This window comes from Halalkalibacter flavus, from assembly GCF_036663575.1.
GTDB lineage: Bacteria > Bacillota > Bacilli > Bacillales > Bacillaceae_D > Halalkalibacter > Halalkalibacter flavus.
Genome location: NZ_JAWRVK010000030.1, coordinates 25828 through 49273, shown reverse-complemented (window position 1 = coordinate 49273; position 23446 = coordinate 25828). Strand labels below are relative to the sequence as shown.

Sequence of the window (23446 nt, the reverse complement as noted above, 5' to 3'; positions counted from 1 at the left end):
TGATGACATGTGAAAGAAGAGACGATCTTGTCTGAAGAAGAGAAGTCAATTGAACGCGGTTTTATTAAAGGGACAGTGAGCCACATCGTGTTTCGAAATGAGGAGAATTTCTACACGGTTGCTCTTATTCATGTCCAGCAAACAAATGAAGAGCTAAAGGATAAAAAAGTGACGGTTGTCGGTTCTCTTCCGAAATTAGAGCCAGATGAAACATTTTTGTTTTTTGGACGTGTGATTGATCATCCTAAATTTGGAGTTCAATATCAAGTTGAACAATTCAGAAGAGACTTACCTCAGACCAAGCATGGCATCGTTCAATACTTGTCGAGTGGGCGCTTTCCGGGAATAGGAATTAAAACAGCTGAAACGATTGTTGAAGTACTTGGGGAGCGGGCGATTACACGAATCGTGGAAGATCGCACAGTTTTAACAGCTGTTCCTAAGTTATCAAAAGAGAAAGCAGACTCTTTGTATAAACAACTAGTCGATCAACAAGGGGTCGAACAAGTCCTCATGACATTATCTAAACATGGGTTTGGAGTAGAACTTTCGATGAAAGTGTATCAAGCATATGGTCTTCAGGCTTTAGATATAATTCAAACCAATCCGTATCAATTAATAGCTGATGTAGAAGGGATTGGTTTTAGAAGAGCGGATTTACTCGGAGCAGCGATCGGTATAACTGGAAAACATCCAGACCGTATTCGTGCAGGCTGCTTGCATTTGCTTCAGGAACTCTGTCTCCAAGAAGGACATGTCTTTCTATCTAAAGATGTACTCGTTCCCCATGTCATATCGCTGTTATCCTCACATGATTGTAAGCTTGAAGTTACAGAAGTAGAAGAGCAGCTCCTCCTTATGCAAGAAGAGGATGAGCTTTGTACAGAAGATAATCGAGTTTATGTGAAGTCGCTCTTTTTTGCAGAAAAAGGAATTGTCACAAGTGTTCAGCGTTTATTAAGCCAAGAAGTTGAGGAAGAATTTCCTGAAGCTGAATTTTTAAAAGCGTTGGGACAGTTAGAAGAAGAACAAAAATTAGAATATGCTCCGTCACAAAAAGAAGCAATCCAAACTGCCTTATCGTCCCCTTTAATGATACTAACTGGGGGACCAGGAACAGGGAAAACTACCGTTATCAAAGGAATTGTTGAGCTTTATGCGCGTTTGCACGGTCTCTCTTTAGATGAAAAAGCATACACGAAGAGCAATCCCTTTCCAATTTTGCTTGTTGCTCCAACTGGAAGAGCCGCTAAAAGAATGAGTGAAGCGACAGAACTTCCAGCGACGACTATCCATCGGTTACTCGGTTGGAAAGGAGGAAGTGGTGGATTTGAAAAAGGAGACCATGAACAACTTGAAGGGGAACTTCTCATTGTAGATGAGAGCTCAATGGTTGATATTTGGCTAATGAATCAGTTGTTAAAGGCAGTACCAAAAGGTATGCAGGTTGTCTTAGTAGGTGACCAAGATCAATTGCCATCTGTCGGACCAGGGCAAGTGTTACGTGATTTCCTTGAGTCAACGATCATTCCGACCGTTCCTTTAGTGGACATTTACCGTCAAGCGGAAGGGTCGTCGATTATCGAGCTTGCTCATTCGATGAAACAAGGAACAATGCCTGCTAATTTACCTGAGCCTCAATCCGATCGTCGTTTTTTTCCTTGCCAAATCGATCATGTCCAGCAAGTTGTTTCGCAAATTTGTGAAAATGCAATGAAAAAAGGATATACAGCGAAAGAGATTCAGGTACTAGCACCTATGTATAAAGGAAGTGCAGGTATTACAGAATTAAATGTCATGTTGCAAAACTTATTCAATCCAAAAACAGACCAGAGACGAGAAATCGCCTTTGGTGATGTTGTTTATCGAACAGGTGATATCGTATTACAACTAGTGAACAACCCTGATGAAAACGTCTATAATGGCGACCGAGGTGAAATTGTAGCTATTTTTTATGCAAAGGAGAACCAAGAACGGCAGGATCAATTAGTAATTTCTTACGATGGAATAGAAGTTGTTTATCTAAAAAAAGATTTGAATCAAATTACTCATGCGTACTGTTGTTCAATCCATAAGGCTCAAGGGAGTGAATTTCCAATAGTCGTTATGCCTATCGTTAGAAATTATGCAAGAATGTTAAGAAGAAATTTACTTTATACAGGCATCACTAGAGCCAAACAATTTTTGCTATTATGTGGAGACTTAAAAGCCATTCACACAGCCATTACGCAAAAAGATGAAATGAATCGAAATTCAATGCTGCAAGAAAAGTTACAACAACTACCCGAGAAAAGTGGAAGAAGATAACAACATAAATAAGAAAAAATCGCCACACACTAACGTTGTTAGGAAAGGTGGCGATTTTTTTGCATACTTTTTCAACAGTTGAAGGATTACCGGTCCTTTCGCTTTCAACAGGAAAAGAGTGTGGACACGTATTGGATTTGGTTTATGAGAATGGAGCAGTTTCAGGGTTTCTTGTCGATCCAAAAGGCTGGTTCACAAAACACTTATTCTTACCAGTAGAGAAGATATCTAATATTGGTACGGATGGTGTAATGGTAAAAGACTACCGTACCTTGCAACCTCTTTCTAAAAAGGAAAAGCAAGCTTTCCTTTTAAAACACGGAAAGCACCGTCTTCACGGTACAGCATTATTAACCGCAGAAGGAGAGAAGTTAGGGCTGCTTGAGGACGTATATTTCTTGGAAGAAGTGGGCACGATTGTAGGGTATGAAGTTACGGAAGGATTGGTAGCTGATCTAGTAGAAGGGCGAAGAGTTGTGAAAAGTGATTCTAAGCTAACCATTGCTGGAGGGCGAGCCATTCTAAACGAATAGAAACGACTGTAAAAGGCAATTTCTCTTTTTTTAGTACCTGTTAAAACTTGCATTGGCTTTGCGCGATGATGGGGCCTGCTATGATAACGACTTATAGGTAGGTTTAATCAATAACATTGGTAACGCTTATAGTAAGGGGCTACTGAAAAAAGAAAAAACGGAGGGCGCTGAAAAAAGGAAAACCTTTTTCAGTGGCCTCTAGAATAGAAGGGAGTCTTTTGACCATGCATTGTCCAAATTGTAAGAGCAAAGATATCGGAAAGATCGGTACAAACCAATATTATTGCTGGAACTGTTTTGTAGAGATGAGTTTATTAAAAGGAAGATTATCGATGCACCAAGTGGAAGAAGATGGTTCATTAAGCTCGTTGGATGATTTGTTCGAAGACGAAGATCTTCAAATCGGAATGTAGCCTAACAAACATGAAAACGAGAACGTCGAAATAGAAGAAAAAGGAGGGGTGTACGAACCTAATCAACTTTAGGTAAAGTTAGCTCTCTTTTTTTATGCGTGCAGGTTGTATGGATATAAAATGCTTGCACAAGATAAAGGTTGGGGGTGTATACGATGGAAAACGAGAAGAAGTGGATGTATCGCCTTATTTTCACGTTACTTACACTACTAATCATCTATATGTTCGTTCAGCTAGCACCATTGTTATCTCCGATTGGGGCAATGTTTAGAGCGCTCGCGTTACCGGTTGGGATTGCTGTGCTTCTTACTTATTTACTTCACCCTTTAGTAGAACGGATGCATGATTCTGGATTATCACGACCGTTTGCTGTCTTAATTATTTTCTTTTTAATTGTGTTTATATTAGGATTTCTTTTAACGATAGGGCTTCCGTCATTTATTAAACAGATTCAACATGCTTTTGAAACAATACCAGCACAAATTCGTGAGATAGAGAGAGAAACAGAGAGACTCCAAAGCTACATTAGGACTCTTCCTGCACCGTTACAAGCCCAAACACAGGAGTGGAGAGTACAGCTTGTTCAAATGGGAGAAAGTGCGTTTGATCAGATTGAGAGTGCAGTACTTTTCCTTATAAAATCAATGTTTTCTTTTATCGTTATCCCTTTCCTTGTTTTTTTCTTCTTAAAGGATCACGACTTAATTCGAAGGATATCTTGGTATATAACACCTAGAAAATGGAGAGAGGCACTAAAGAAATATATTAAAGACGTTGACCACACGTTTGGAAGTTACATCCGTGGACAGTTGTTAGTGTCATTATCTGTATTTGTTATTTCTACATTTGGTTTATGGTTGCTCGGGGTTCCTTATCCAATTTTACTAGGTTTGTTCATGGGAGCGATGGACTTAATTCCTTACTTTGGACCATTTATTGGGGCGGTCCCAGCTGTTATTATTGCATTTTTGCAATCTTGGCAATTGGGGATTACAACAATAATCTTAATCTTTGTGATTCAGCAAATTGAAGGAAATATCCTTTCACCAGTCATTGTAGGAAAGACATTACATCTGCACCCTGCATTAATCATTCTTGCTCTCTTAGTTGGGGTCGAAGTAGGTGGCTTTCTAGGAATGTTAGTTGCCGTACCTATTTTAGCGATTGGAAAAGTTACTTTGTTGCATATACGTTTTCATTTTATGAAAGATTGACATTTGAATGTTGGATTTCTATAATAGAAGGGCATCATATAGAGGTTTTAATAACGATGACAACATTTCTCTTGTTTGAACCCTTTTTTTACATTAATAAAACGTTGAAGGAACGAGTATGAAGCAGACCACTCTATAGAGAGGTGTACCTTGGCTGAAAGTACACTGTGTGAAGGGCTTCAGAAGGCTACTCCTGAGTGCAGATAATCTCTGACGTTAAGCCGCGTTAAGGTGTTTAAGTGATAGACAATGGTTATGTCTATAATTAGGGTGGTACCGCGTGATAAACTCTCGTCCCTTTTTGGGATTGGGGTTTTTTTATTTGTTTAAAAAACCATTTACATAATAAGGAGAGACCAAAATGAAAAAACTAACATCTGCTCAAGTTAGACAAATGTATTTAGACTTTTTCAAAGAAAAAGGGCATGACATTGAACCAAGTGCTTCTTTAGTACCACATGAAGATCCTTCCTTGCTTTGGATTAATAGTGGTGTAGCTACATTAAAGAAATATTTTGATGGACGAGTTATTCCTGAAAATCCACGAATTACGAATGCGCAAAAGTCAATCCGTACAAATGACATTGAAAATGTAGGGAAGACAGCGCGTCATCACACGTTTTTTGAAATGCTTGGTAATTTTTCGATTGGTGATTATTTTAAGGAAGAAGCAATTGAGTGGGCGTGGGAGTTTTTAACGAGTGAAAAATGGGTTGGCTTTGATCCAGAGAAATTATCTGTAACGGTTCATCCTGAAGATAATGAAGCTTATGATTATTGGAAAGAAAAAATTTGTATTCCAGAAGAACGTATCATTCGACTAGAGGGGAACTTCTGGGATATTGGCGAAGGACCAAGTGGACCGAATACGGAAATATTCTACGATCGTGGACCAAGTTATGGAAATGATGAAACAGATCCTGAACTTTATCCTGGTGGAGAAAATGAACGTTATTTAGAAGTATGGAACCTTGTGTTCTCTCAATTTAACCACAACCCAGATGGAAGCTATACACCACTTCCAAAGAAGAATATTGATACGGGTATGGGCCTTGAGCGAATGGTTTCCGTTATTCAAGATACACCTACAAACTTTGAGACAGATTTATTTCTGCCGATTATACAAGCGACAGAAGAAATTTCTGGGCTGAAATATGGGAAAGATAAAGAAACGGATGTCGCATTTAAAGTAATAGCTGATCATGTGCGTACGGTAACATTTGCTGTAGCGGATGGGGCACTCCCATCAAATGAAGGTCGTGGCTATGTTCTTAGAAGGTTATTGCGCCGTGCGGTTCGTTATGCAAAACTAATTTCGATCCACAGACCATTTATGTATGAACTTGTACCGGTTGTTGGAGAAATTATGGTAGATTTCTACCCAGAAGTTAAAGAGAAAACAGAGTTTGTTCAAAAAGTAATGAAAAATGAAGAGGAACGCTTCCATGAAACGTTAAATGAAGGGTTGTCAATCCTTGAAAAGGTTCTTAATGATGCTGCTCAGTCAGGAAAGAAAGTCATTGATGGAGCAGATGTATTCCGCTTATATGATACGTACGGTTTTCCGGTTGATTTAACAGAAGAATACGTTCAAGAAAAAGGATTAGATATTGATCGTGAAGGCTTTGAGCGTGAAATGGAAGGTCAACGTGAACGTGCTCGTTCAGCGCGTCAAGAATCCGGTTCTATGCAAGTTCAAGATGAAGTGCTTGGACAAATTACGACTGAAAGTACATTTGTTGGATATGACCAATTGAAATCTGAGTCGAAAGTGGAAGTGATTGTTTTTGAAAAAGAATTAACGGACATCGTCTCAGCTGGAAATACAGCACAAATCATTTTAAATGAAACGCCTTTTTATGCGGAAAGTGGAGGACAAGTAGCAGATACAGGAACAATCCGTGGTGAAAATCTTTTTGCAGAGGTCAAGGCTGTAACAAAAGCACCAAATGGTCAACACCTTCATACCGTTCAAATAATAGAGGGAGTGCTTGAAAAAGGAACAAATGTTACAAGTATTGTTGAAGAAACAGAGAGAATTTCCATTGTTAAAAACCATACGGCTACTCATTTATTACACCAAGCTTTAAAAGACGTTCTTGGTGCACATGTTAACCAGGCCGGGTCGTTAGTTTCTGAAGACCGCTTGCGCTTTGATTTCTCTCACTTTGGTCAAGTAACACCTGAAGAAATGACAAGAGTAGAAGAAATTGTAAATGAGCAAATATGGAATGCACTTACTGTAGACATTTCTCTTAAGAAATTAGACGAAGCCAAAGAAATGGGTGCCATGGCTTTATTCGGTGAAAAATATGGAGAAACGGTTCGTGTTGTAAAAGTAGGAGATTATAGCTTAGAGCTTTGCGGAGGCTGTCACGTTCGCAACACAGCTGAAATTGGTTTGTTTAAGTTAGTTTCGGAATCAGGTATTGGTGCAGGGGTACGCCGTATTGAGGCAGTTACCGGTAAGGGTGCCTATGAGCATATGAATGGACAAATTCAATTGTTAAAGGATGTTGCAGCGAACTTAAAAGTGAAACGAGTTCAAGATGTTCCTGCTAGGGTAGAAGCAACACAACAACAAATTCGTGATTTACAACGAGAAAATGAATCATTAACAGCAAAATTGGGTAATATGGAAGCTGGGAATCTCGTTAATGAAGCGGTCGAAATAAACGGGGTTACAGTATTAACAAAGAAAGTCGATGCAGCAGATATGGATGGGTTACGTGGGATTGTTGACACATTAAAACAAGATTTGTCGTCTGGAATCATTGTCTTAGGCGCGGTATCTGGTGATAAAGTTAACATTGTAGCTGGTGTTACAAAGGATCTGCTAGATAAAGGATTCCACGCTGGGAAATTAGTAAAAGAAGTGGCGACCCGCTGTGGCGGAGGCGGTGGTGGCCGTCCAGATATGGCGCAAGCAGGTGGAAAAAATCCGGCGCAGCTAGAGGCAGCTCTAGCATTTGTAGAAGAATATGTAAATACAATTTCCTAATTGTACTTTAATGGTGTACAATGGAAATAGACAAGCTGTCGGACAAGATCTATGAAGAATTTTGTCTGACAGCAATGAATGAAAGAGGTGTTTGTGATGAGCTCTATGGACAAAACGATGCAATTTAATTTTCATGATGACACGGTTGATGTTGATGTCCAAGAGGTGCTCCTTTCTGTATATGAGTCACTAGAGGAGAAAGGCTATAACCCCATTAACCAAATTGTTGGCTATTTACTTTCAGGAGATCCTGCGTATATTCCGCGTCACAAGGACGCGCGGACACTCATTCGTAAGCTAGAACGTGATGAACTAATTGAAGAGTTAGTAAAATCCTATTTATCACAGCACCGTAAGGAGAATGGATGAGAGCACTCGGATTAGATGTTGGAACTAAAACGATAGGAGTCGCTTTAAGTGATGAACTCGGGTGGACTGCACAAGGGTTAACGACTCTTAGACGTGAAGAAGATGAAGAAGACAAGGACTTTGAAGCCATTGCCAACCTTGTTAAAGAACATGGCGTCGACACAATTGTAATAGGATTGCCCAAAAATATGAACGGATCGATTGGTCCTAGTGGTGAACGAAGTCAATTGTTTGCTGATACATTAAGTAATCATGTTTCGTGCACGATAAAGATGTGGGATGAGCGTTTAACGACTGTTGCTGCAGAAAGAATGCTCATCTCTGCAGATGTGAGTCGTAAAAAAAGAAAGCAAGTCATTGATAAAATGGCTGCGGTCATGATTTTACAAGGGTATCTTGACCATAAAGGTTAGAACCTAACTAATTACAAGAGGTGCAAACATAATGACAGAACAAGAAAAAGAACGAATTGTAATCCCTGATGAGAATGGGGACGAGCATCTTTTTGATGAGTTATTCAGGTTTCATGTTGATGCAACAGAGAAGTCATATATTTTAGTGACGCCTGTTGGTGCGGATGAAGACGATGAAGAAGAAGTGGAAGTTTTTGCTTTCCGCTATGAAGATCGTGAAGGCGAAGAAGACGATATTGCTTTATTCCCAGTGGAAACAGATGAAGAGTGGGAAATGGTTGAAGAGATGTTAAATACGTTTCAGCCTGAAGATGAGGAGTAACAAAAGATATTTTTTTCGAGAAAAAGCAGTACCCAAGACCAGGGTACTGCTTTTTCTCTTTAACTTTCGTCGAAATGTAGTATAATAAGACGGTGGAAGGAGGAGAATGATGTCTAATTCCAACGAAAAACCACGAAATGAATTGTATGAAGAGCGAGTTTCTCAGGCACGAGTTGTGAGGAAAATCGTCTTTTTTAGTTTAATTGGTTTATTTTTGATAGGTATCATTACATTAATTATTTCTTATTTTTACGTGACCAATGTGCTGGGTCCTGTTGATTCAGATAACCCAGAGGAAATTCAAGTTACTATTCCCATTGGATCAACTGCGAACCAGATTGGAACCATATTAGAGGAAGAGGGACTTGTTAGAAGTGGAACAATGTTTCGATATTATGTTCGGTATAAAAACGAATCAGGGTTTCAAGCTGGAGACTATGCTCTTTCAACTGCGATGACAATGGATGATATTATTGCGGAATTGAAAGAAGGAAGGGTACTACAAGAACCTGAGTTGGTTTTCACAGTACCTGAAGGGAGATGGCTTGAAGATGTTGCTGAGATTATCGCCCGTGAAACGGATCATAGCGAAGAAGAAGTAATGGAAGTTTTAACCGATCAAGAGTATATAGAAGAGCTAATTGATCAATACTCAATGTTAACAGAAGACATTTTAAAAGAGGACATTCGTTATGCATTAGAAGGCTATTTGTTCCCTGCACGTTATGACTTTATGGAAGAGAACCCTTCTATCCAATCAATAGTAGAAGCCATGCTTAGTGGGACACAGAGTGTGCTAGAAGAATTTTCTACTGAGCTTGAACAAAGTGAATACAGTGCTCATGAAATTTTAACGCTTGCATCGATTATTGAACGGGAAGCTCAGAAGTCAGAGGATCGCTATCTGATTTCAGGAGTGTTGTACAATCGTTTAGATAGGGACATGAGGCTTCAAGTAGACCCAACTGTTTCTTATGCACTCGGTGAGCACCTATATATGACAAGCTATGCTGCGTTAGAGGTTGATTCACCTTATAACACGTATCGTTATGTAGGAATCCCTATAGGCCCTATTGCTAACCCAGGTAAGGATTCAATTAGAGCTGCTTTGAATCCTGAAGAGACAGATTACTTGTTCTTCTATGCTCGTTTTAATGGAGAAGTCATTTATAACGAAACGTATGAAGAGCATAACCGTACTCATCAAAGATACCGTAATGAATGGGTTGAAGGCCAGTCCACAGAGACTAAAGAAGAATAGAATGATCATGGATTTTTTAAGGGGGATGTGTTCAAGTATATAAGAACACTCCCTTTTTTTATGGTTTAATGACAGAATGGATGGAGTGTAAAAATGATTAATAAACGAGTAGAGAATTATTTGAAATCAATCATTCCCACACGTGGTGATCAAGTTGAAGAAATAGAAGAATATGCAAGGATTAATCATGTTCCTATAATGGATTTAGTCGGGATGGAAAGTCTCTTACAGCAAATGAAACTGCATGAGCCTAAGAGGATTCTTGAGATTGGTACAGCGATTGGTTACTCGGCTATTCGAATGGCTCAAGCATTACCTGCTGCTGAAATCATAACGATTGAGCGAGATGAAGAAAGGTTTAATGAAGCAGAAAAAAATATTACGTCTCTTCGACTTACCAACCGGATTCATCTTAAGTTTGGTGATGCTCTTGATTTAGTTCAAACACTTGAATCAGAACCACCTTTTGATGTATTATTTATTGATGCTGCCAAAGGACAATACCAGCGTTTTTTCGATCTTTATGGGAAATATGTGAAAACTGGTGGTGTAATTTATTCAGATAATGTGCTCTTCCGTGGGTTAGTTGCAGAAGAAGACATAGAAAATAAACGTTTGCAAAAAATAGCGAAAAAGATAAAAAGCTATAATGAATGGTTGATGAATCACCCACATTATGAGACAAGAATTTTGCCTGTGGGAGATGGATTGGCTGTAAGCATTAAGAAATAAAAGGAGCTGGTGAAATGATGGAGAAGAAACCTGAACTACTCGTCACACCAAAGGACATGGAAGCTGTAAATCGATTGTTTGCAGCTGGGGCTGATGCGATTGTTATTGGGGAGGAACGCTACGGTCTTCGTCTAGCAGGAGAATTTTCAAGAGACGCTGTTAAAGAAGCGACAACTATTGCTCATACTAAAGGGAAAAAAGTTTATGTAGCGATGAATGCTCTTTTTCATAATGAAAAAGTAGACGAGTTGGCTGATTATGTTCAATTTTTACATGAAGCAGGTGTAGATGGAATTACTTTTGGAGATCCGGCTGTTTTAATGACAGTACGGGAAGTTGCACCTGATATGAAATTACACTGGAATACAGAACAGACAGCAACCAACTGGTTTACCGCTAATTATTGGGGTCGTAAAGGAGCAAAACGTGCTGTTTTAGCTCGAGAGATCAACATGGATGCAATTGTAGAAATCAAAGAAAATGCTGAAGTTGAAATAGAGGTTCAAGTTCATGGAATGACAAGTATGTTTCAATCAAAGAGAACTTTAATTGGAAACTATATGCAGTTCCAAGGGAAAAATTTATCTGTGGAAAAACGTGATAAAGAGCGAAATTTACACTTATTTGATCCCGAACGAAATGCGCGTTACCCAATCTTTGAAGATGAAAATGGAACTCATATTATGAGTCCGAATGATATTTGCATCATTGACGAATTAGAAGAGATGATTGATGCAGAGGTCGATAGCTTTAAAATAGATGGCCTGCTAAAGTCTACGGATTATCTGGAAACAACAACAGCTCTCTACCGTGAGGCTATTGATTTATGTGTAACGAACCGTGATGAATACGAAGAGCGCAAAGAGGAATATTTAAACAAACTAGAAGAAATTCAACCAGAAAACCGAAAATTAGATACAGGGTTCTTCTTTAAAGAAACGGTATATTAAGAAGGGAGGCTTATGAAGATGGCAACTATTGCAGAACGGACAAAAGAAGGAAAACGTGTGATTACAAAGAAACCAGAACTTTTAGCTCCAGCTGGGAGCTTAGAGAAGCTCAAAGTTGCGGTCCATTATGGTGCAGATGCTGTATTTATCGGCGGACGTGAATTTGGTCTTAGGTCAAATGCTGACAACTTCTCTATTGAGGAAATGAAAGAAGGGGTCGAGTTTGCTAATAAATATGGTGCAAAAATTTATGTGACAACAAATATCTTTGCTCATAATGAAAACATGGACGGGCTTGAAGAATATTTACAATCTCTTCAAGAAGTGGGGGTTACAGGAATTATCGTTGCAGATCCTCTTATCATTGAGACCTGTAAACGAGTAGCCCCTAAGGTAGAAGTACATTTAAGTACACAGCAATCGTTAAGTAACTGGCTTGCAGTAAAGTACTGGAAAGAAGAGGGGCTTCATCGTGTCGTTCTAGCACGTGAGGTAGGTCTAGAAGAGATGCTTGAGATGAAGAAAAAAGTAGACATTGAAATTGAAGCGTTTATTCATGGCGCCATGTGTATCTCTTATTCAGGGCGCTGTGTTTTGAGTAATCATATGACAGCTCGTGACTCAAATCGTGGTGGATGCTGTCAATCATGTCGCTGGGAATACGATTTATATGAGACGAATGAAAATGGCGAGAAAGCTTTATTTGAAGAAGGCGATCCTCAATACACAATGAGTCCAAAAGATTTAAACCTCGTTCAAGCGATTCCGAAGTTGATTGAAGCAGGGATTGACAGTCTAAAGGTTGAAGGCCGGATGAAATCAATTCACTATGTAGCGACGGTTACAAGTGTATACCGTAAAGTCATTGATGCATATTGTGCAGATCCTGATAACTTCCAAATTGATAAGGCATGGCTAGATGAGCTTGAAAAGTGTGCGAATCGGGACTTTGCTCCACAATTCTTTGAAGGTGAACCAACATTTGAAGAACAAATGTATGGGAAGCATCCAAAACGAACAAAGTATGATTTTGCAGGGCTAGTTCTTGATTATGATGAGCAGACATCGATGGTTACATTGCAGCAACGAAATCACTTTAAGACGGGTGATGAAATTGAATTTTTTGGACCGGAAATCTCAAATTTTATTCAAAAAGTCGGAACAATCTGGGATGAAGACGGAAATGAAATTGATGCAGCAAGACATCCATTACAAATTGTTCGTTTTAAAGTAGATAAGCATGTGTATCCGCAAAACATGATGCGTAAAGAGGTAAGATAATGTCAAAAAAACCTATTGTTATCGGTGTTGCCGGGGGAACAGGGTCTGGTAAAACAACGGTAGCGAAAGAAATCTTTTATCAATTTAATGAACAATCAATTGTATTAATTGAACAGGATGCTTATTATAAAGATCAAAGTCATCTAAGCTTTGAGGAACGTTTGGAAACAAATTATGATCATCCATTAGCATTTGATAATGATCTACTATTAGAGCACTTACAACTACTTTCAGCAGGTAAAGGAATAAAAAAACCTGTCTATGATTATAAAGCACATACAAGGTCTAATGATGTTATCGTCATTGAACCAAAGGATGTTATTATTGTGGAAGGAATTTTGATACTTGAGGATGAACGCTTGCGTGATATGATGGATATTAAACTGTTTGTTGATGCTGATGCAGATATTCGTATCATTAGAAGACTTGTCAGAGATATTGAGGATCGTGGTCGATCAATTGGGTCAGTAATTGATCAATATACGTCAGTTGTTAGACCAATGCACCTGCAGTTTATTGAACCAACAAAGCGTTATGCTGATGTAATTGTGCCAGAAGGTGGGCAGAATCGTGTCGCAATTGATCTAATGGTAACTAAAATTCGTACAATTATTGAAGAGAAAGCGATTTTGTAATAGCATAAGAGCAGGTCTATATTTTATGAGACGATTATAAAAACTCGGTCATCCGAGTTTTTAGTCTACATAGGTATTTGAACTATCTATATTACATGCATTTATTTATTGATCGTAGTAGATGAGGAGTGAAAGACATGGCAGAAGAGAAAAAGCATTATATGACAATGGATGGAAAGAAGAAATTAGAAGACGAGTTAGAATATCTTAAGACGGAGCGACGAAAAGAAGTCGTTGAACGTATAAAAATTGCTCGTAGCTTTGGTGACCTTTCGGAGAACTCAGAGTATGATTCAGCGAAGGAAGAACAAGCATTTGTTGAGGGTCGTATTGCTCAACTTGAAAAAATGATCCGTAATGCCGTTATGATCGAGGAAGAAGAAGGGGCAGCAAATGTGGTTTCTCTTGGAAAAACGGTTAAATTCATTGAGCTTCCAGACGGAGATGAGGAAGAGTACACGATTGTAGGTAGTGCGGAGTCAGACCCAGCTGCAGGCAAAATTTCTAATGATTCTCCAATGGCACAAAGTTTATTAGGACGAAGCATTAATGATACCGTTTCCGTAAATACACCTGGTGGAGAAATGGAAATCAAGATTGTTGATATTAACTAATAACGATTAAAAAAGCTGCTCTATTGATGAGTAGCTTTTTTAATTGGGGCTCTCATAAGTCCGGAAAAGGTGGCATCCAAAACGGTAAAAAACAAACCTTTCTAGTCATCACCCTTTAATTATGTGAAACATTGTATGAACTTGTATGAACCTGTTCTCGCTCTTTTTAAGAAGATCTTGTATAATAACCTCAGAAAGAAAAAGTATTAAGGGAGTGGAGATATGCAAGGACATCGTTATGAGCAACGAAAAAAGAAGCGAGTCAATCGTATTTTGAATGTGGCGATAGCAATAGTCACCATTCTTATTATTGTATTTGCAGTCCAAATCTTCTTCAGTTCAACAAAAAGTGAAGAAGCAAGTAGTGATAATGATTTGTTAGATGAGATAGAGGAAAGTGAAACAGAATCAATTCCTGATCCTGTTGAAACACAAGGACGAGCAGGCGTGGAAGAGTCAGAACCAGAAATTCGTGAGGAAAGTGGTCTAGAAGAAGAGAATGAATGGGATGAGGAAGAACAGGAACTTGAGCCAATCCCAGAAGGTGAATGGCAACCAGTTGGAACATCACAAACTGGTGAGTTTACACCTGATTTCTCTAAAAATAGTACCAACTGGAATGAAATGGTAATGGCTATTCAACAAGCTACTGGTTTTTCTGATATGGAAATTTGGTGGCTTGGAAATGGAGGTTCTCCAACGAGAGCACGTGGTGAAGTGAGTGATAAGAGTAACATAGGTGAACGTTATGAAGTGTATATTGAATGGATTGATGGACATGGCTGGATGCCAGTCGAGAAGAACAAGGTAAATTAATAATTGGAAGGAGGCTGTCATAATGACAGCCTCTCCAACAATAGAAAGGATTTTTTTATGTCAAAAACGATTTTAATAAACGGGATGATCATTACAGTTAATCCTACGAATCAGGTATATAAAAAAGGAGCTATTGCTTTTGAGAATGGAAAAATTACATATGTAGGAGAAGTTCCAAAAAACCTGGCTGAGTATGATGAAGTTATCGATGTTCAAGGTGATTATGTGTTGCCTGGCTTAGTGAATACGCACGGTCATGCGTCCATGTCACTCCTTCGTGGATACGCTGATGATCTTCCATTGCAACAATGGTTAGAGGAGAAGATGTGGCCTATTGAAGCTCAATATACGAAGGAACACGCGAAATGGGGAACGTATCTATCGCTGATCGAAATGCTGCGTACAGGTACCACAACGTTTGTTGATATGTATGACAATATGGATGAGGTTGCAATGGCTGTAGAGGCTTCAGGAGCAAGAGCTAGACTATGTAGAGGGATGATTGGTTTTGGGACTGAAGAGTTGCGCCAGAGTAAGTTAGAAGAAGCCGCGAGTTTTGTGAGAAACTGGAACAATCAAGCGAATGGTCGAATTACAACAATGATGTCACCGCACTCACCTTACACGTGCAACCCTCAATTTATCGAACAAATTGTATCCAAAGCCCTTGAGCTAGACGCTCCGATTCATATTCATATGTCTGAAACAAAGGCGGAAGTGGAGCAAAATGAAAAAGAGTATGGAGAACGCCCTGTTAAGCATTTAGAAAAGCTTGGTGTGTTTTCAAAAAGAAGTCTTGTCGCTCATGCTGTCCATGTTGAAGATTGGGAAATGGACATCTTAGCAAAAAATGATGTGAAAGTTTCAAATAACATTATTAGTAATTTAAAATTAGCAAGCGGTATTGCACCAGTTCCAGAAATGTTGAACAAAGGTATTACAGTTTCTCTTGGGACAGACAGTTCAGCTTCTAATAACAATCTAGATTTATTTGAAGAATTAAAACAGGTAGCATTATTATTTAAAGGTGTTCGTAATGATGCAACGCTCATTCCAGCTGAAAAGGCATTACAAATGGCTACTCTACATGGAGCGGAAGCAATATGGCTAGAGGATCAAATAGGAAGCCTTGAGGTCGGGAAAGAAGCAGACTTGATTGTGATGAATACAAAACAAGCATTTTACCAACCGGCTCATAATCCGATTTCTCATCTTGTATATTCAGGAAGTGGACGAGATGTGAAAGATGTATTTGTTCAAGGAAAGCAAGTTGTGAAAAATGGTGAATGCATAACAATAGATGAAGAGAAGGTTATTTTTGAAGTGAACCGTTTGGTCGAACAATTTTAAATGCAATTACAAGAACCCCTTCGGCAATGTTACATTGTGAAGGGGTTCTTCAAGATGGTTAATCTATTTTCCAACTCTCGAGATAAACTTTTTGTTCATCCGTTAATGAGTCAATGCCAATACCTAACGCTTCTAGTTTTAATTGAGCGACTTGTTTGTCTAGTTCATAAGGTACAGTAATAATGCGGTTACCAATCTCTTTGTACTTTTCATTAACATAAGCTAAAGATACCGCCTGTAAAGCAAAGGTCATATCCATAATCTCAGCAGGGTGTCCATCTCCTGCACCTAGGTTGACTAAACGTCCTTCTGCAAGTAAATAGAGTTTACGTCCGTCTTTCATTACATACTCTTCAATGTTTTTACGAACCTCGCGCTTTGAAGTGGATAACGCAGCAAGGTCATGCTTGTTGACCTCTACATCAAAATGCCCTGCATTAGCAAGAATTGCCCCATCTTTCATCACTTCCAAATGCTCTTGACGAATAACATATTGATTTCCTGTTACGGCAATAAAATAATCTCCCATTTTTGCAGCTTCTACTAACGGCATAACTTCAAAGCCATCCATATAAGCTTCAATCGCTTTAATGCTATCTACTTCAGTAACGATTACCTTGGCACCGAGCCCTTTAGCACGCATAGCAACACCACGTCCGCACCAGCCATACCCAACGACAACGACTGTTTTTCCTGCTACAACTAAATTTGTTGTACGGTTAATGCTGTCCCAAACAGATTGTCCAGTTCCATAACGGTTATCGAAGAGATGTTTACAATATCCATCATTAACGGCGATCATTGGGAAAGGAAGATCACCTGATTTTTCTAATGCTTTATCTCTGATTACTCCAGTCGTTGTCTCTTCACAACCACCACGAATATTCTTAATTAAGTCAGGGCGTTCTGAATGAAGGAGTGTTGTAAAGTCTCCACCATCGTCAATGATTAAATCTGGTTCTACTTCAAGGGCCATAATTAAGTGTTGCTTAAATTCTTCTGGGTCTGGTTTATGCTTAGCAAAAACGGTAATCCCATCTTCAACTAAGGCAGCACAAACATCGTCCTGAGTAGAAAGAGGGTTACTTCCTGCAATATATACATCGGCTCCTCCTGCTTTCACTACTTTAGCAAGATAAGCTGTCTTCGCTTCTAAATGCAGGCAAATCGCTACTTTCAAACCTTTGAAAGGCTGGGTACGTTCAAATTCCTCACGAATGCGATTTAACACTGGCATATGTTCTTTCACCCAATCAATTTTCAAATGACCTTCAGGTGCAAGGCTCATATCTCGTACAATACTTTTCATGTTTCATGTTCCTCCAATATATGTAGTTCAAACTAAAGATAATGATACCGTATTATGTGTAGAGATGAAAGCGTATGGTGCTTGAAGGGGGTGGAAAAGAAAACATTAAAATTGGAATCCTCTTGCTAAATTAACAGACATTGCATCATCTATTCTTTTAAAAAGGTGATAGAATGAATGGAGAGTAGGAGGAAGATAAATGGAAGATAAAAAGTTAAAGCAACTTGAAGCGAAAGTCAAGGATTACAAGCAGTTTGGTTTCATTCTATTGTCTTTAAGTATATTTCTGTTTATCGGGTTAGTGATTCCAACAGAGCATACGGTTATTACGGCACCTAGTTTAATTGTTAGCGGCATTTTTATTGTGCTAGCACTAGCAGTTGTATTTCATCGTTTAGCAATGAATACCCAAAAGCAGATATATGAAGATAGCAAACATTCATAAGATAGAAGAAGTGGACTGAGATTCAGTCGAGTTCACTTCTTTTTTGTTTTACATAGGAAATCAAAAACCAAGATGCCAGGCTAGGCTATCTTGGTTTGGTTATATCTAAAAAATGACTTAAAATTCGTGCTGTTAATCCCCAAATTACATAGTCTTGATAATAGTAGAAGTATTCTGGAATCTCATTATACCGATTGGAATAAGAGCGCTTATTAGGAACTTTATCTATTGGGAAATCTACACCAGGTTCAAACCATAATTTCATTGAATGAACGTCCGGTTCATGCTCGTACAAATATGAAAGTGGGACAGTAAAAGTATGATCGACTTCATCATGGTTGATTTTTAATTGATCAAGACTTTGCAAGTCACCTATAAAAGGATAAATAATACCGCGAAATGGCGTGACAAGTACATCAAGTGGAGCGATAATATTTATAGACTTTTCAGATAAACCTATTTCCTCTGTTAATTCACGAATGGCAGCTGCTTCTGGCGTCGGATCAGTTTTATCAATTCTTCCTCCTGGAAAGCAAATTTCACCAGGCTGTTTCGTTAACTTTTTAGAGCGCACTTCAAACAGAATTGATAGTTCACCCTTCACATAAACCAAAGGAACAATAACAGCAGACTGCATTGCCTGTGATCCGAGAATGCCACTTTTTCTATTTGTAAGTTGCCTCTTTATTGCAGAAAGTTCATTCATTCAGAAACCTCCTTATTATAGTATGAACGTAAAAGTCAGTACCCAATTACACAAATAATATTATATTATACAGTATTAATAGAAAATAGCAGCTTAAAGACAGGCTTTGCAAAATTACTAAAAGTGTGAATGGATTTAACGAAATATGACAATTCAGAAGTTTTCTGTAAGGAAATATCACATAAGTGCTGTAAACAGATTCAGAGTAAGGTACATTAAATACAGGAAAGGTCATTGACCTAGCTTCCAAAAATGTTCTCTCTACTCTCCCCCATTGCGAGCGGTTCAATTGAATCGCTCATTTTTTTGATTTGTATCATTGACATTAATAATATGTATAATTTGGAACTAGACGAATGTGACTTGCAAAAAGAGTTGAAATACATGAAAATAATAGTAGCAAGTAGCAAGTAGCTATTAGGAATTAGGGTAAGGGGAAGGGCAAGATGGACGTTCATTCTAAAGAGAAAGAGATGCTCGGTTTACTAGAGAGTTTAGTTAACATAGATAGTGGTTCATATTATAAAGTTGGTGTTGATCAAATTGGCAAGATACTGCTGCCATATTTTACTGAGCTAGGTTTTGATGTTCAAAGGGTGAAGCAGAAGGAAGTTGGTGACCATTTGATCCTTCGTCATTCAGAAAAGCAGAAATCCTATATCTTGATCGTTGCTCACATGGATACAGTGTTTGAAGAAGGGACGGCAAAGGCACGTCCTTTTTCAATAAAAGACGGACGTGCTTATGGTCCAGGTGTCATTGATATGAAGGCTAGTCTTGTTTCCGTCATTTATGCACTACGCTATTTAAAAGACATAGGTTCAGATGCTTATAAAGGTGTTCAAGTAATTTTAAATAGTGATGAAGAAACAGGATCGTTGACATCGAGACCAATTATTGAAAAAGAAGCAATCGGAAAGTCATATGCACTTATAATGGAGCCAGCTAGAAGAGATGGTTCCGTAGTGACGGAACGTCGTGGTAGTGGTCGATTTACGATTGAAGTTCATGGGAAGGCTGCTCATTCAGGAATAGAACCCGAAAAAGGGAGAAGTGCGATTGAAGAGCTTGCTCATAAGATTGTAAAATTGCATGAATTAAACGATCACGAACAGGGGATTTCCGTCAATGTTGGCATTATAGAAGGTGGAGATGCAGTTAATACAGTCTCAGCTATGGCCGTTGGACATATTGACGTCAGAGTCGCTACTTTACAACAAGCAGAAGAAATGGAACATAAAATAGAGAAAGTTTGTGCCTCTTCTGATGTTAGTGGGACAGAAATTGAACTAACAGGTGACATGAGAAGGCCTCCGATGTTAAAAAATAAGAAAATTGAAGAACTTTTTCAGATCGTCAGAAATGTTGCTGCAGAGTTAGGGATTGACTTAAAAGATACAAAAACTGGTGGAGGTTCAGATGCTTCTTTTACTTCAGCAATGGGAATCCCGACAATTGATGGACTAGGGCCTATTGGTGGCCATGCACATAGTGAGAAGGAATACTTAGTTATATCGTCTCTAACAGAGAGAACGTTGCTATTAGCTAAAGTAATAGAACGGTTAATGAGCGAAAAAAATAATTAATTGGCCTTTAGAGAGAACCTCTTGCATGTATGTTGCAAATGGTTCTCTTTTTTAATTCCTTATAAAAAATAGTAAGGCAAATATGTAAAAAAGATAAAATACACTTTATTTTTGTTGTACAGACACGACCAAGCCCAGTTTTACATAGTGTTAAAGTAACGACATTATGGGGGTGATGAGATGTCAACAATAATTGCAGCGATTTCATATTTATTTAAGGAAGTTATCGTCTTCGTATCATATGTGAAAAATAACGCCTTCCCACAGCCACTCAAAAAAGATGAAGAACGTAAATACTTAAAGCTTATGCAGGAGGGTGATGAACGAGCACGCGACCTTCTAATTGAACATAACCTACGTTTGGTGGCTCATATCGTTAAGAAGTTTGAAAACACAAGGGAAGATACGGAAGATCTCATCTCAATTGGAACGATCGGTTTAATTAAGGCTATAGAAAGCTATTCTGATGGAAAAGGGACAAAGCTGGCAACTTATGCTGCACGATGTATTGAAAATGAAATTCTTATGCACTTGAGAGCCTTAAAAAAGGTCAAGAAGGATGTATCTCTTCACGATCCGATTGGAACGGATAAAGAGGGGAATGAAATCACGTTAATTGATGTTCTTCAAGAGGAAGGCGAAGATATTGTCGATGTCATTCAAACAAATATGGAGAAAACACAAATCTATAAATTCATACATGTGTTGGATGACAGAGAAAAAGAAGTCATTGTGGGGCGCTTTGGTCTAAATTTAGAAGAAGAGCGCACCCAGCGTGAAATTGCGAAAGAACTTGGGATCTCACGTAGTTATGTATCTAGAATTGAAAAGCGAGCGTTAATGAAGCTTTTCCATGAATTTTATAAACAAAGCCAAGGAAAAGGGTAATGGTGGAGAGGTGTGCCAGGTTGGCACACCTCTTGCTGTGTTCTTCAAGCGTGTGTTTTTTTAAAAGGGAGGGAAATACGAAAAGTCGTCTTTTGTTCGTCTGAAGAACAGGTTAGTTCCCCTGAGTGCTTCTCAATGATTTTTCTACAAACAAATAATCCAATTCCTGTGCCTAGTTCCTTCGTCGTATAGAATGGTTCAAAGATCGTTTCTTGGACATCTAGTGGAATCATTGGACCGTTATTTGAAACTTCTATGATAACGCGTTCATCCTCGATAAAACATCTCAAGTGTATTTCTCTTGGTTTTTGCCGTTGCATAACTGCATCAATTGAATTAAATAATACATTTAAAAATACTTGCTTTATTTCATCCTTATGAGCTTCAATATTAATTTTAGCGTCAGTGTCCGTGAAGATAAGAACATCCGAATCGACAATGCTTGGATAGAGGAAGCTTAATATTTCGTCTAGCACATCACTTAATATAAAGATTTCTTTTGGATTTTCTATAGTGGCCATTTTTGATGTATGCAAGAACTGAGTAATTCTAAATTTTAATTGATCTAGTTCTAGTTCGATGATATCTAAATACTTTAAGTTTGGGTATTCTGTTCGCAGCAATTTATTAAAGCCAATAATTGATGTTAACGGGTTTCTAAATTCATGTACAAAACTTGAAGACATTTGACCTAAAATAGCCAGTTTGTCTTTATGAGTTTGATGAATAAATAGCTTCTTTTCCTCAAGCTCTCTATTTATTAATTTTGTATATCTTGTGACAGCATGATAACAAAACTGATCAAATTGTGTATTAATCTTATCTACGATGATAGAGAGCTGATTACTATTTACATCTGCTTGTAGGACAAATTTAATTAGGATACTTCTACCAATATTAACGTTATAAACAAAGTCGCCAATGTTTATATTCGCTTCGACACGCTCCTTTGCTACTTTGTAGGCTAAATGTTTGACATCTTCCATAGTAACTGTGTCCAGTAATGTATTTTTGATTAAAATATACATTAAATAACCGTTCTCTTTTACTTTTTCTTTATGGATATCTGCCTGATCTTGTATGGTTTGTTCTTGCCACATTGTGATAAAATTCGATTCGTTCTTTTCTAGAAAATCAATTATTGCTTGAGGGACAACATTAGTTAAATCAGGCTTTAATGACATAGTAAAATAAGTCACCACTTTCCAATGAAATCACCATGTCAAAATAATGATGGTATTAGTTTAATTAGACAATTTGTGAGTAATTCCTTTCAATTTTTAAGAATTAAATAGTATTTGATCAACGACCTCACACAAAATAAGCCACCTAGCTCACTTGGGTGACTTATGACAAATCATTTAGCCTCTATCCATTAATAACTTCTCCACCATTTACATGAAGAACTTGCCCTGTTACATAAGATGAGTCATCGGAGGCTAGGTACACGTAGCTTGGTGCTAATTCAGCCGGCTGTCCTGGTCTGCCCATAGGACTATTCGTTCCGAATGTAGCCACTTGATCGGCAGGAAAAGATGCAGGAATAAGAGGGGTCCAAATAGGACCAGGAGCTACTGCATTTACGCGAATTCCTTTCGATACAATACTTTGAGAGAGAGAGCGAGTTAAGGCAACCATTGCTCCTTTTGTAGAAGAATAGTCTATTAATACCGGATTTCCTTTGTACGCAACGATGGAAGCCGTATTGATAATCGTACTTCCTTTTTGCAAATGTGGCATGGCGGCTTTAATAAAATGAAAGCAAGAGAAGATATTCGTTTTAAAGGTACGTTCCATTTGTTCAACTGAGATATCTTCAATGTTTTCTTGATAATGTTGTTCAGCTGCATTATTTATTAAACAATCCAATTTTCCAAAAGTAGAAATCGTTTGTTCTATTGCTGTTTGACAGAAGGATTCATCTCCTATATCCCCAGATAGCAACAGACACTCTCCACCGTATGTTTCAACTTCTTCTTTCGTTTGCTTAGCATCATCATGTTCTTCAAGGTAGACAACGGTTACCTTGGCTCCTTCTTTCGCAAAGGCAATAGCAACAGCTCTTCCAATCCCGCTATCACCACCTGTAATAAGTGCTACCTTGTTTTTTAACTTTCCACTTCCTTTATAGTTTGGATCGTCATAGACAGGTAAGGGGGTCATCTTACTTTCGAGTCCTGGTTGGTGATTCTGAGATTGAGAAGGCTGCCCGTCCGTTTGTTTAGATTGTATCTCACTATATTTCATATGATCACTCCTTTAAAAAAAATCATTATTAGATTGCTCTTTAGAAGGAGGAAA

General features: G+C 38.3%; 23 protein-coding genes and 1 other annotated feature. Of the genes, 19 read left to right on the top strand and 4 right to left on the bottom strand.

The features are described 5' to 3' along the window. The first annotated feature begins 9 nt into the window (after positions 1-9). The 16 genes from recD2 to SAY88_RS17550 all read left to right on the top strand — a co-directional run bounded on the left by recD2 (position 10) and on the right by SAY88_RS17550 (position 16211). On the top strand, positions 10-2307 hold the full coding sequence (gene recD2 / locus SAY88_RS17625) for an SF1B family DNA helicase RecD2 (RefSeq protein WP_332633471.1): 2298 nt from the start codon (positions 10-12) through the stop codon (positions 2305-2307). 59 nt (positions 2308-2366) lie between these two features. Next, a complete protein-coding gene (locus SAY88_RS17620; protein WP_332633470.1) occupies positions 2367-2840 on the top strand; it encodes a PRC-barrel domain-containing protein in 474 nt (157 codons plus the stop codon). 224 nt (positions 2841-3064) lie between these two features. After that, positions 3065-3253 carry a hypothetical protein gene (locus SAY88_RS17615; RefSeq protein ID WP_034625190.1) on the top strand — a complete coding sequence of 63 codons (189 nt, stop codon included), beginning with the start codon at positions 3065-3067 and terminating at the stop codon, positions 3251-3253. Between the two features lie 155 nt (positions 3254-3408). Further along, the gene (locus SAY88_RS17610; RefSeq protein WP_332633469.1) at positions 3409-4467 is read left to right on the top strand and encodes an AI-2E family transporter; all 1059 of its coding nucleotides are present in this window, start codon (positions 3409-3411) and stop codon (positions 4465-4467) included. 95 nt (positions 4468-4562) lie between these two features. Then, positions 4563-4769, top strand: a binding site (T-box leader). A 59-nt stretch (positions 4770-4828) separates the two neighbouring features. Next, entirely contained in the window at positions 4829-7468 is a 2640-nt protein-coding gene (gene alaS / locus SAY88_RS17605) for an alanine--tRNA ligase (protein ID WP_332633468.1), read from the top strand. A 96-nt stretch (positions 7469-7564) separates the two neighbouring features. Further along, complete coding sequence (locus SAY88_RS17600; RefSeq protein ID WP_034625184.1) at positions 7565-7837, top strand: IreB family regulatory phosphoprotein; 273 nt, start codon at positions 7565-7567, stop codon at positions 7835-7837. Then, a complete protein-coding gene (gene ruvX, locus SAY88_RS17595; RefSeq protein ID WP_332633467.1) occupies positions 7834-8250 on the top strand; it encodes a Holliday junction resolvase RuvX in 417 nt (138 codons plus the stop codon). Before SAY88_RS17600 ends, ruvX begins: the two co-directional genes overlap by 4 nt. A 31-nt stretch (positions 8251-8281) precedes the next feature. Further along, a complete protein-coding gene (locus SAY88_RS17590) occupies positions 8282-8572 on the top strand; it encodes a DUF1292 domain-containing protein (protein ID WP_250095831.1) in 291 nt (96 codons plus the stop codon). 109 nt (positions 8573-8681) lie between these two features. After that, positions 8682-9833, top strand: a complete 1152-nt coding sequence (gene mltG / locus SAY88_RS17585) for an endolytic transglycosylase MltG (RefSeq protein ID WP_332633466.1) — start codon at positions 8682-8684, stop codon at positions 9831-9833. A 93-nt stretch (positions 9834-9926) separates the two neighbouring features. Further along, positions 9927-10565 (top strand): O-methyltransferase, encoded by a 639-nt coding sequence (locus tag SAY88_RS17580; RefSeq protein WP_332633465.1) that lies wholly within the window; start codon positions 9927-9929, stop codon positions 10563-10565. Positions 10566-10582: 17 nt separating this feature from the next. Next, entirely contained in the window at positions 10583-11515 is a 933-nt protein-coding gene (locus SAY88_RS17575; protein ID WP_431308890.1) for a peptidase U32 family protein, read from the top strand. Positions 11516-11533: 18 nt separating this feature from the next. Beyond that, entirely contained in the window at positions 11534-12796 is a 1263-nt protein-coding gene (locus tag SAY88_RS17570) for a peptidase U32 family protein (protein ID WP_332633463.1), read from the top strand. Further along, positions 12796-13431: a uridine kinase gene (gene udk / locus SAY88_RS17565; protein WP_332633462.1), complete on the top strand. Its 636-nt coding sequence runs from the start codon at positions 12796-12798 to the stop codon at positions 13429-13431. Before SAY88_RS17570 ends, udk begins: the two co-directional genes overlap by 1 nt. A gap of 137 nt (positions 13432-13568) precedes the next feature. Then, positions 13569-14045 (top strand): transcription elongation factor GreA, encoded by a 477-nt coding sequence (gene greA / locus SAY88_RS17560; RefSeq protein WP_250095825.1) that lies wholly within the window; start codon positions 13569-13571, stop codon positions 14043-14045. A gap of 222 nt (positions 14046-14267) precedes the next feature. Next, positions 14268-14861: a YrrS family protein gene (locus tag SAY88_RS17555; protein WP_332633461.1), complete on the top strand. Its 594-nt coding sequence runs from the start codon at positions 14268-14270 to the stop codon at positions 14859-14861. Positions 14862-14918: 57 nt separating this feature from the next. Further along, the gene (locus SAY88_RS17550) at positions 14919-16211 is read left to right on the top strand and encodes an amidohydrolase family protein (RefSeq protein ID WP_332633460.1); all 1293 of its coding nucleotides are present in this window, start codon (positions 14919-14921) and stop codon (positions 16209-16211) included. A gap of 58 nt (positions 16212-16269) precedes the next feature. Here the strand turns inward: SAY88_RS17550 and SAY88_RS17545 are convergent, their stop codons facing one another. Beyond that, a complete protein-coding gene (locus SAY88_RS17545; protein WP_332633459.1) occupies positions 16270-17520 on the bottom strand; it encodes an adenosylhomocysteinase in 1251 nt (416 codons plus the stop codon). A 199-nt stretch (positions 17521-17719) separates the two neighbouring features. Here SAY88_RS17545 and SAY88_RS17540 point away from each other — a divergent pair, with 199 nt between their 5' ends. Then, positions 17720-17965 (top strand): YrhC family protein, encoded by a 246-nt coding sequence (locus SAY88_RS17540; RefSeq protein WP_332633458.1) that lies wholly within the window; start codon positions 17720-17722, stop codon positions 17963-17965. 85 nt (positions 17966-18050) lie between these two features. Here SAY88_RS17540 and SAY88_RS17535 read toward each other — a convergent pair whose 3' ends face one another. After that, on the bottom strand, positions 18051-18671 hold the full coding sequence (locus SAY88_RS17535) for an NUDIX hydrolase (protein ID WP_332633457.1): 621 nt from the start codon (positions 18669-18671) through the stop codon (positions 18051-18053). A 446-nt stretch (positions 18672-19117) separates the two neighbouring features. Here SAY88_RS17535 and SAY88_RS17530 point away from each other — a divergent pair, with 446 nt between their 5' ends. Both SAY88_RS17530 and sigK read left to right on the top strand, forming a co-directional pair. Continuing rightward, complete coding sequence (locus SAY88_RS17530; RefSeq protein WP_332633456.1) at positions 19118-20257, top strand: M20 family metallopeptidase; 1140 nt, start codon at positions 19118-19120, stop codon at positions 20255-20257. A 180-nt stretch (positions 20258-20437) separates the two neighbouring features. Beyond that, on the top strand, positions 20438-21145 hold the full coding sequence (gene sigK / locus SAY88_RS17525; protein WP_034625153.1) for an RNA polymerase sporulation sigma factor SigK: 708 nt from the start codon (positions 20438-20440) through the stop codon (positions 21143-21145). Between the two features lie 44 nt (positions 21146-21189). On the opposite strand, the gene SAY88_RS17520 is transcribed toward sigK, so the two are convergent. Continuing rightward, positions 21190-22329 carry a histidine kinase N-terminal domain-containing protein gene (locus tag SAY88_RS17520; RefSeq protein WP_332633455.1) on the bottom strand — a complete coding sequence of 380 codons (1140 nt, stop codon included), beginning with the start codon at positions 22327-22329 and terminating at the stop codon, positions 21190-21192. Between the two features lie 184 nt (positions 22330-22513). Then, positions 22514-23392 carry an SDR family oxidoreductase gene (locus SAY88_RS17515; protein ID WP_332633454.1) on the bottom strand — a complete coding sequence of 293 codons (879 nt, stop codon included), beginning with the start codon at positions 23390-23392 and terminating at the stop codon, positions 22514-22516. Positions 23393-23446: the final 54 nt, after the last annotated feature.

Coding starts and splice junctions, on each gene's coding strand:
- SAY88_RS17615 (WP_034625190.1), top strand. CDS start 3,065: ATGCATTGTCCAAATTGTAAGAGCAAAGATATCGGAAAGATCGGTACA.
- SAY88_RS17610 (WP_332633469.1), top strand. CDS start 3,409: ATGGAAAACGAGAAGAAGTGGATGTATCGCCTTATTTTCACGTTACTT.
- alaS (WP_332633468.1), top strand. CDS start 4,829: ATGAAAAAACTAACATCTGCTCAAGTTAGACAAATGTATTTAGACTTT.
- SAY88_RS17600 (WP_034625184.1), top strand. CDS start 7,565: ATGAGCTCTATGGACAAAACGATGCAATTTAATTTTCATGATGACACG.
- ruvX (WP_332633467.1), top strand. CDS start 7,834: ATGAGAGCACTCGGATTAGATGTTGGAACTAAAACGATAGGAGTCGCT.
- SAY88_RS17590 (WP_250095831.1), top strand. CDS start 8,282: ATGACAGAACAAGAAAAAGAACGAATTGTAATCCCTGATGAGAATGGG.
- mltG (WP_332633466.1), top strand. CDS start 8,682: ATGTCTAATTCCAACGAAAAACCACGAAATGAATTGTATGAAGAGCGA.
- SAY88_RS17580 (WP_332633465.1), top strand. CDS start 9,927: ATGATTAATAAACGAGTAGAGAATTATTTGAAATCAATCATTCCCACA.
- SAY88_RS17575 (WP_431308890.1), top strand. CDS start 10,583: ATGGAGAAGAAACCTGAACTACTCGTCACACCAAAGGACATGGAAGCT.
- SAY88_RS17570 (WP_332633463.1), top strand. CDS start 11,534: ATGGCAACTATTGCAGAACGGACAAAAGAAGGAAAACGTGTGATTACA.
- udk (WP_332633462.1), top strand. CDS start 12,796: ATGTCAAAAAAACCTATTGTTATCGGTGTTGCCGGGGGAACAGGGTCT.
- greA (WP_250095825.1), top strand. CDS start 13,569: ATGGCAGAAGAGAAAAAGCATTATATGACAATGGATGGAAAGAAGAAA.
- SAY88_RS17555 (WP_332633461.1), top strand. CDS start 14,268: ATGCAAGGACATCGTTATGAGCAACGAAAAAAGAAGCGAGTCAATCGT.
- SAY88_RS17550 (WP_332633460.1), top strand. CDS start 14,919: ATGTCAAAAACGATTTTAATAAACGGGATGATCATTACAGTTAATCCT.
- SAY88_RS17545 (WP_332633459.1), bottom strand. CDS start 17,520: ATGAAAAGTATTGTACGAGATATGAGCCTTGCACCTGAAGGTCATTTG.
- SAY88_RS17540 (WP_332633458.1), top strand. CDS start 17,720: ATGGAAGATAAAAAGTTAAAGCAACTTGAAGCGAAAGTCAAGGATTAC.
- SAY88_RS17535 (WP_332633457.1), bottom strand. CDS start 18,671: ATGAATGAACTTTCTGCAATAAAGAGGCAACTTACAAATAGAAAAAGT.
- SAY88_RS17530 (WP_332633456.1), top strand. CDS start 19,118: ATGGACGTTCATTCTAAAGAGAAAGAGATGCTCGGTTTACTAGAGAGT.
- sigK (WP_034625153.1), top strand. CDS start 20,438: ATGTCAACAATAATTGCAGCGATTTCATATTTATTTAAGGAAGTTATC.
- SAY88_RS17520 (WP_332633455.1), bottom strand. CDS start 22,329: ATGTCATTAAAGCCTGATTTAACTAATGTTGTCCCTCAAGCAATAATT.
- SAY88_RS17515 (WP_332633454.1), bottom strand. CDS start 23,392: ATGAAATATAGTGAGATACAATCTAAACAAACGGACGGGCAGCCTTCT.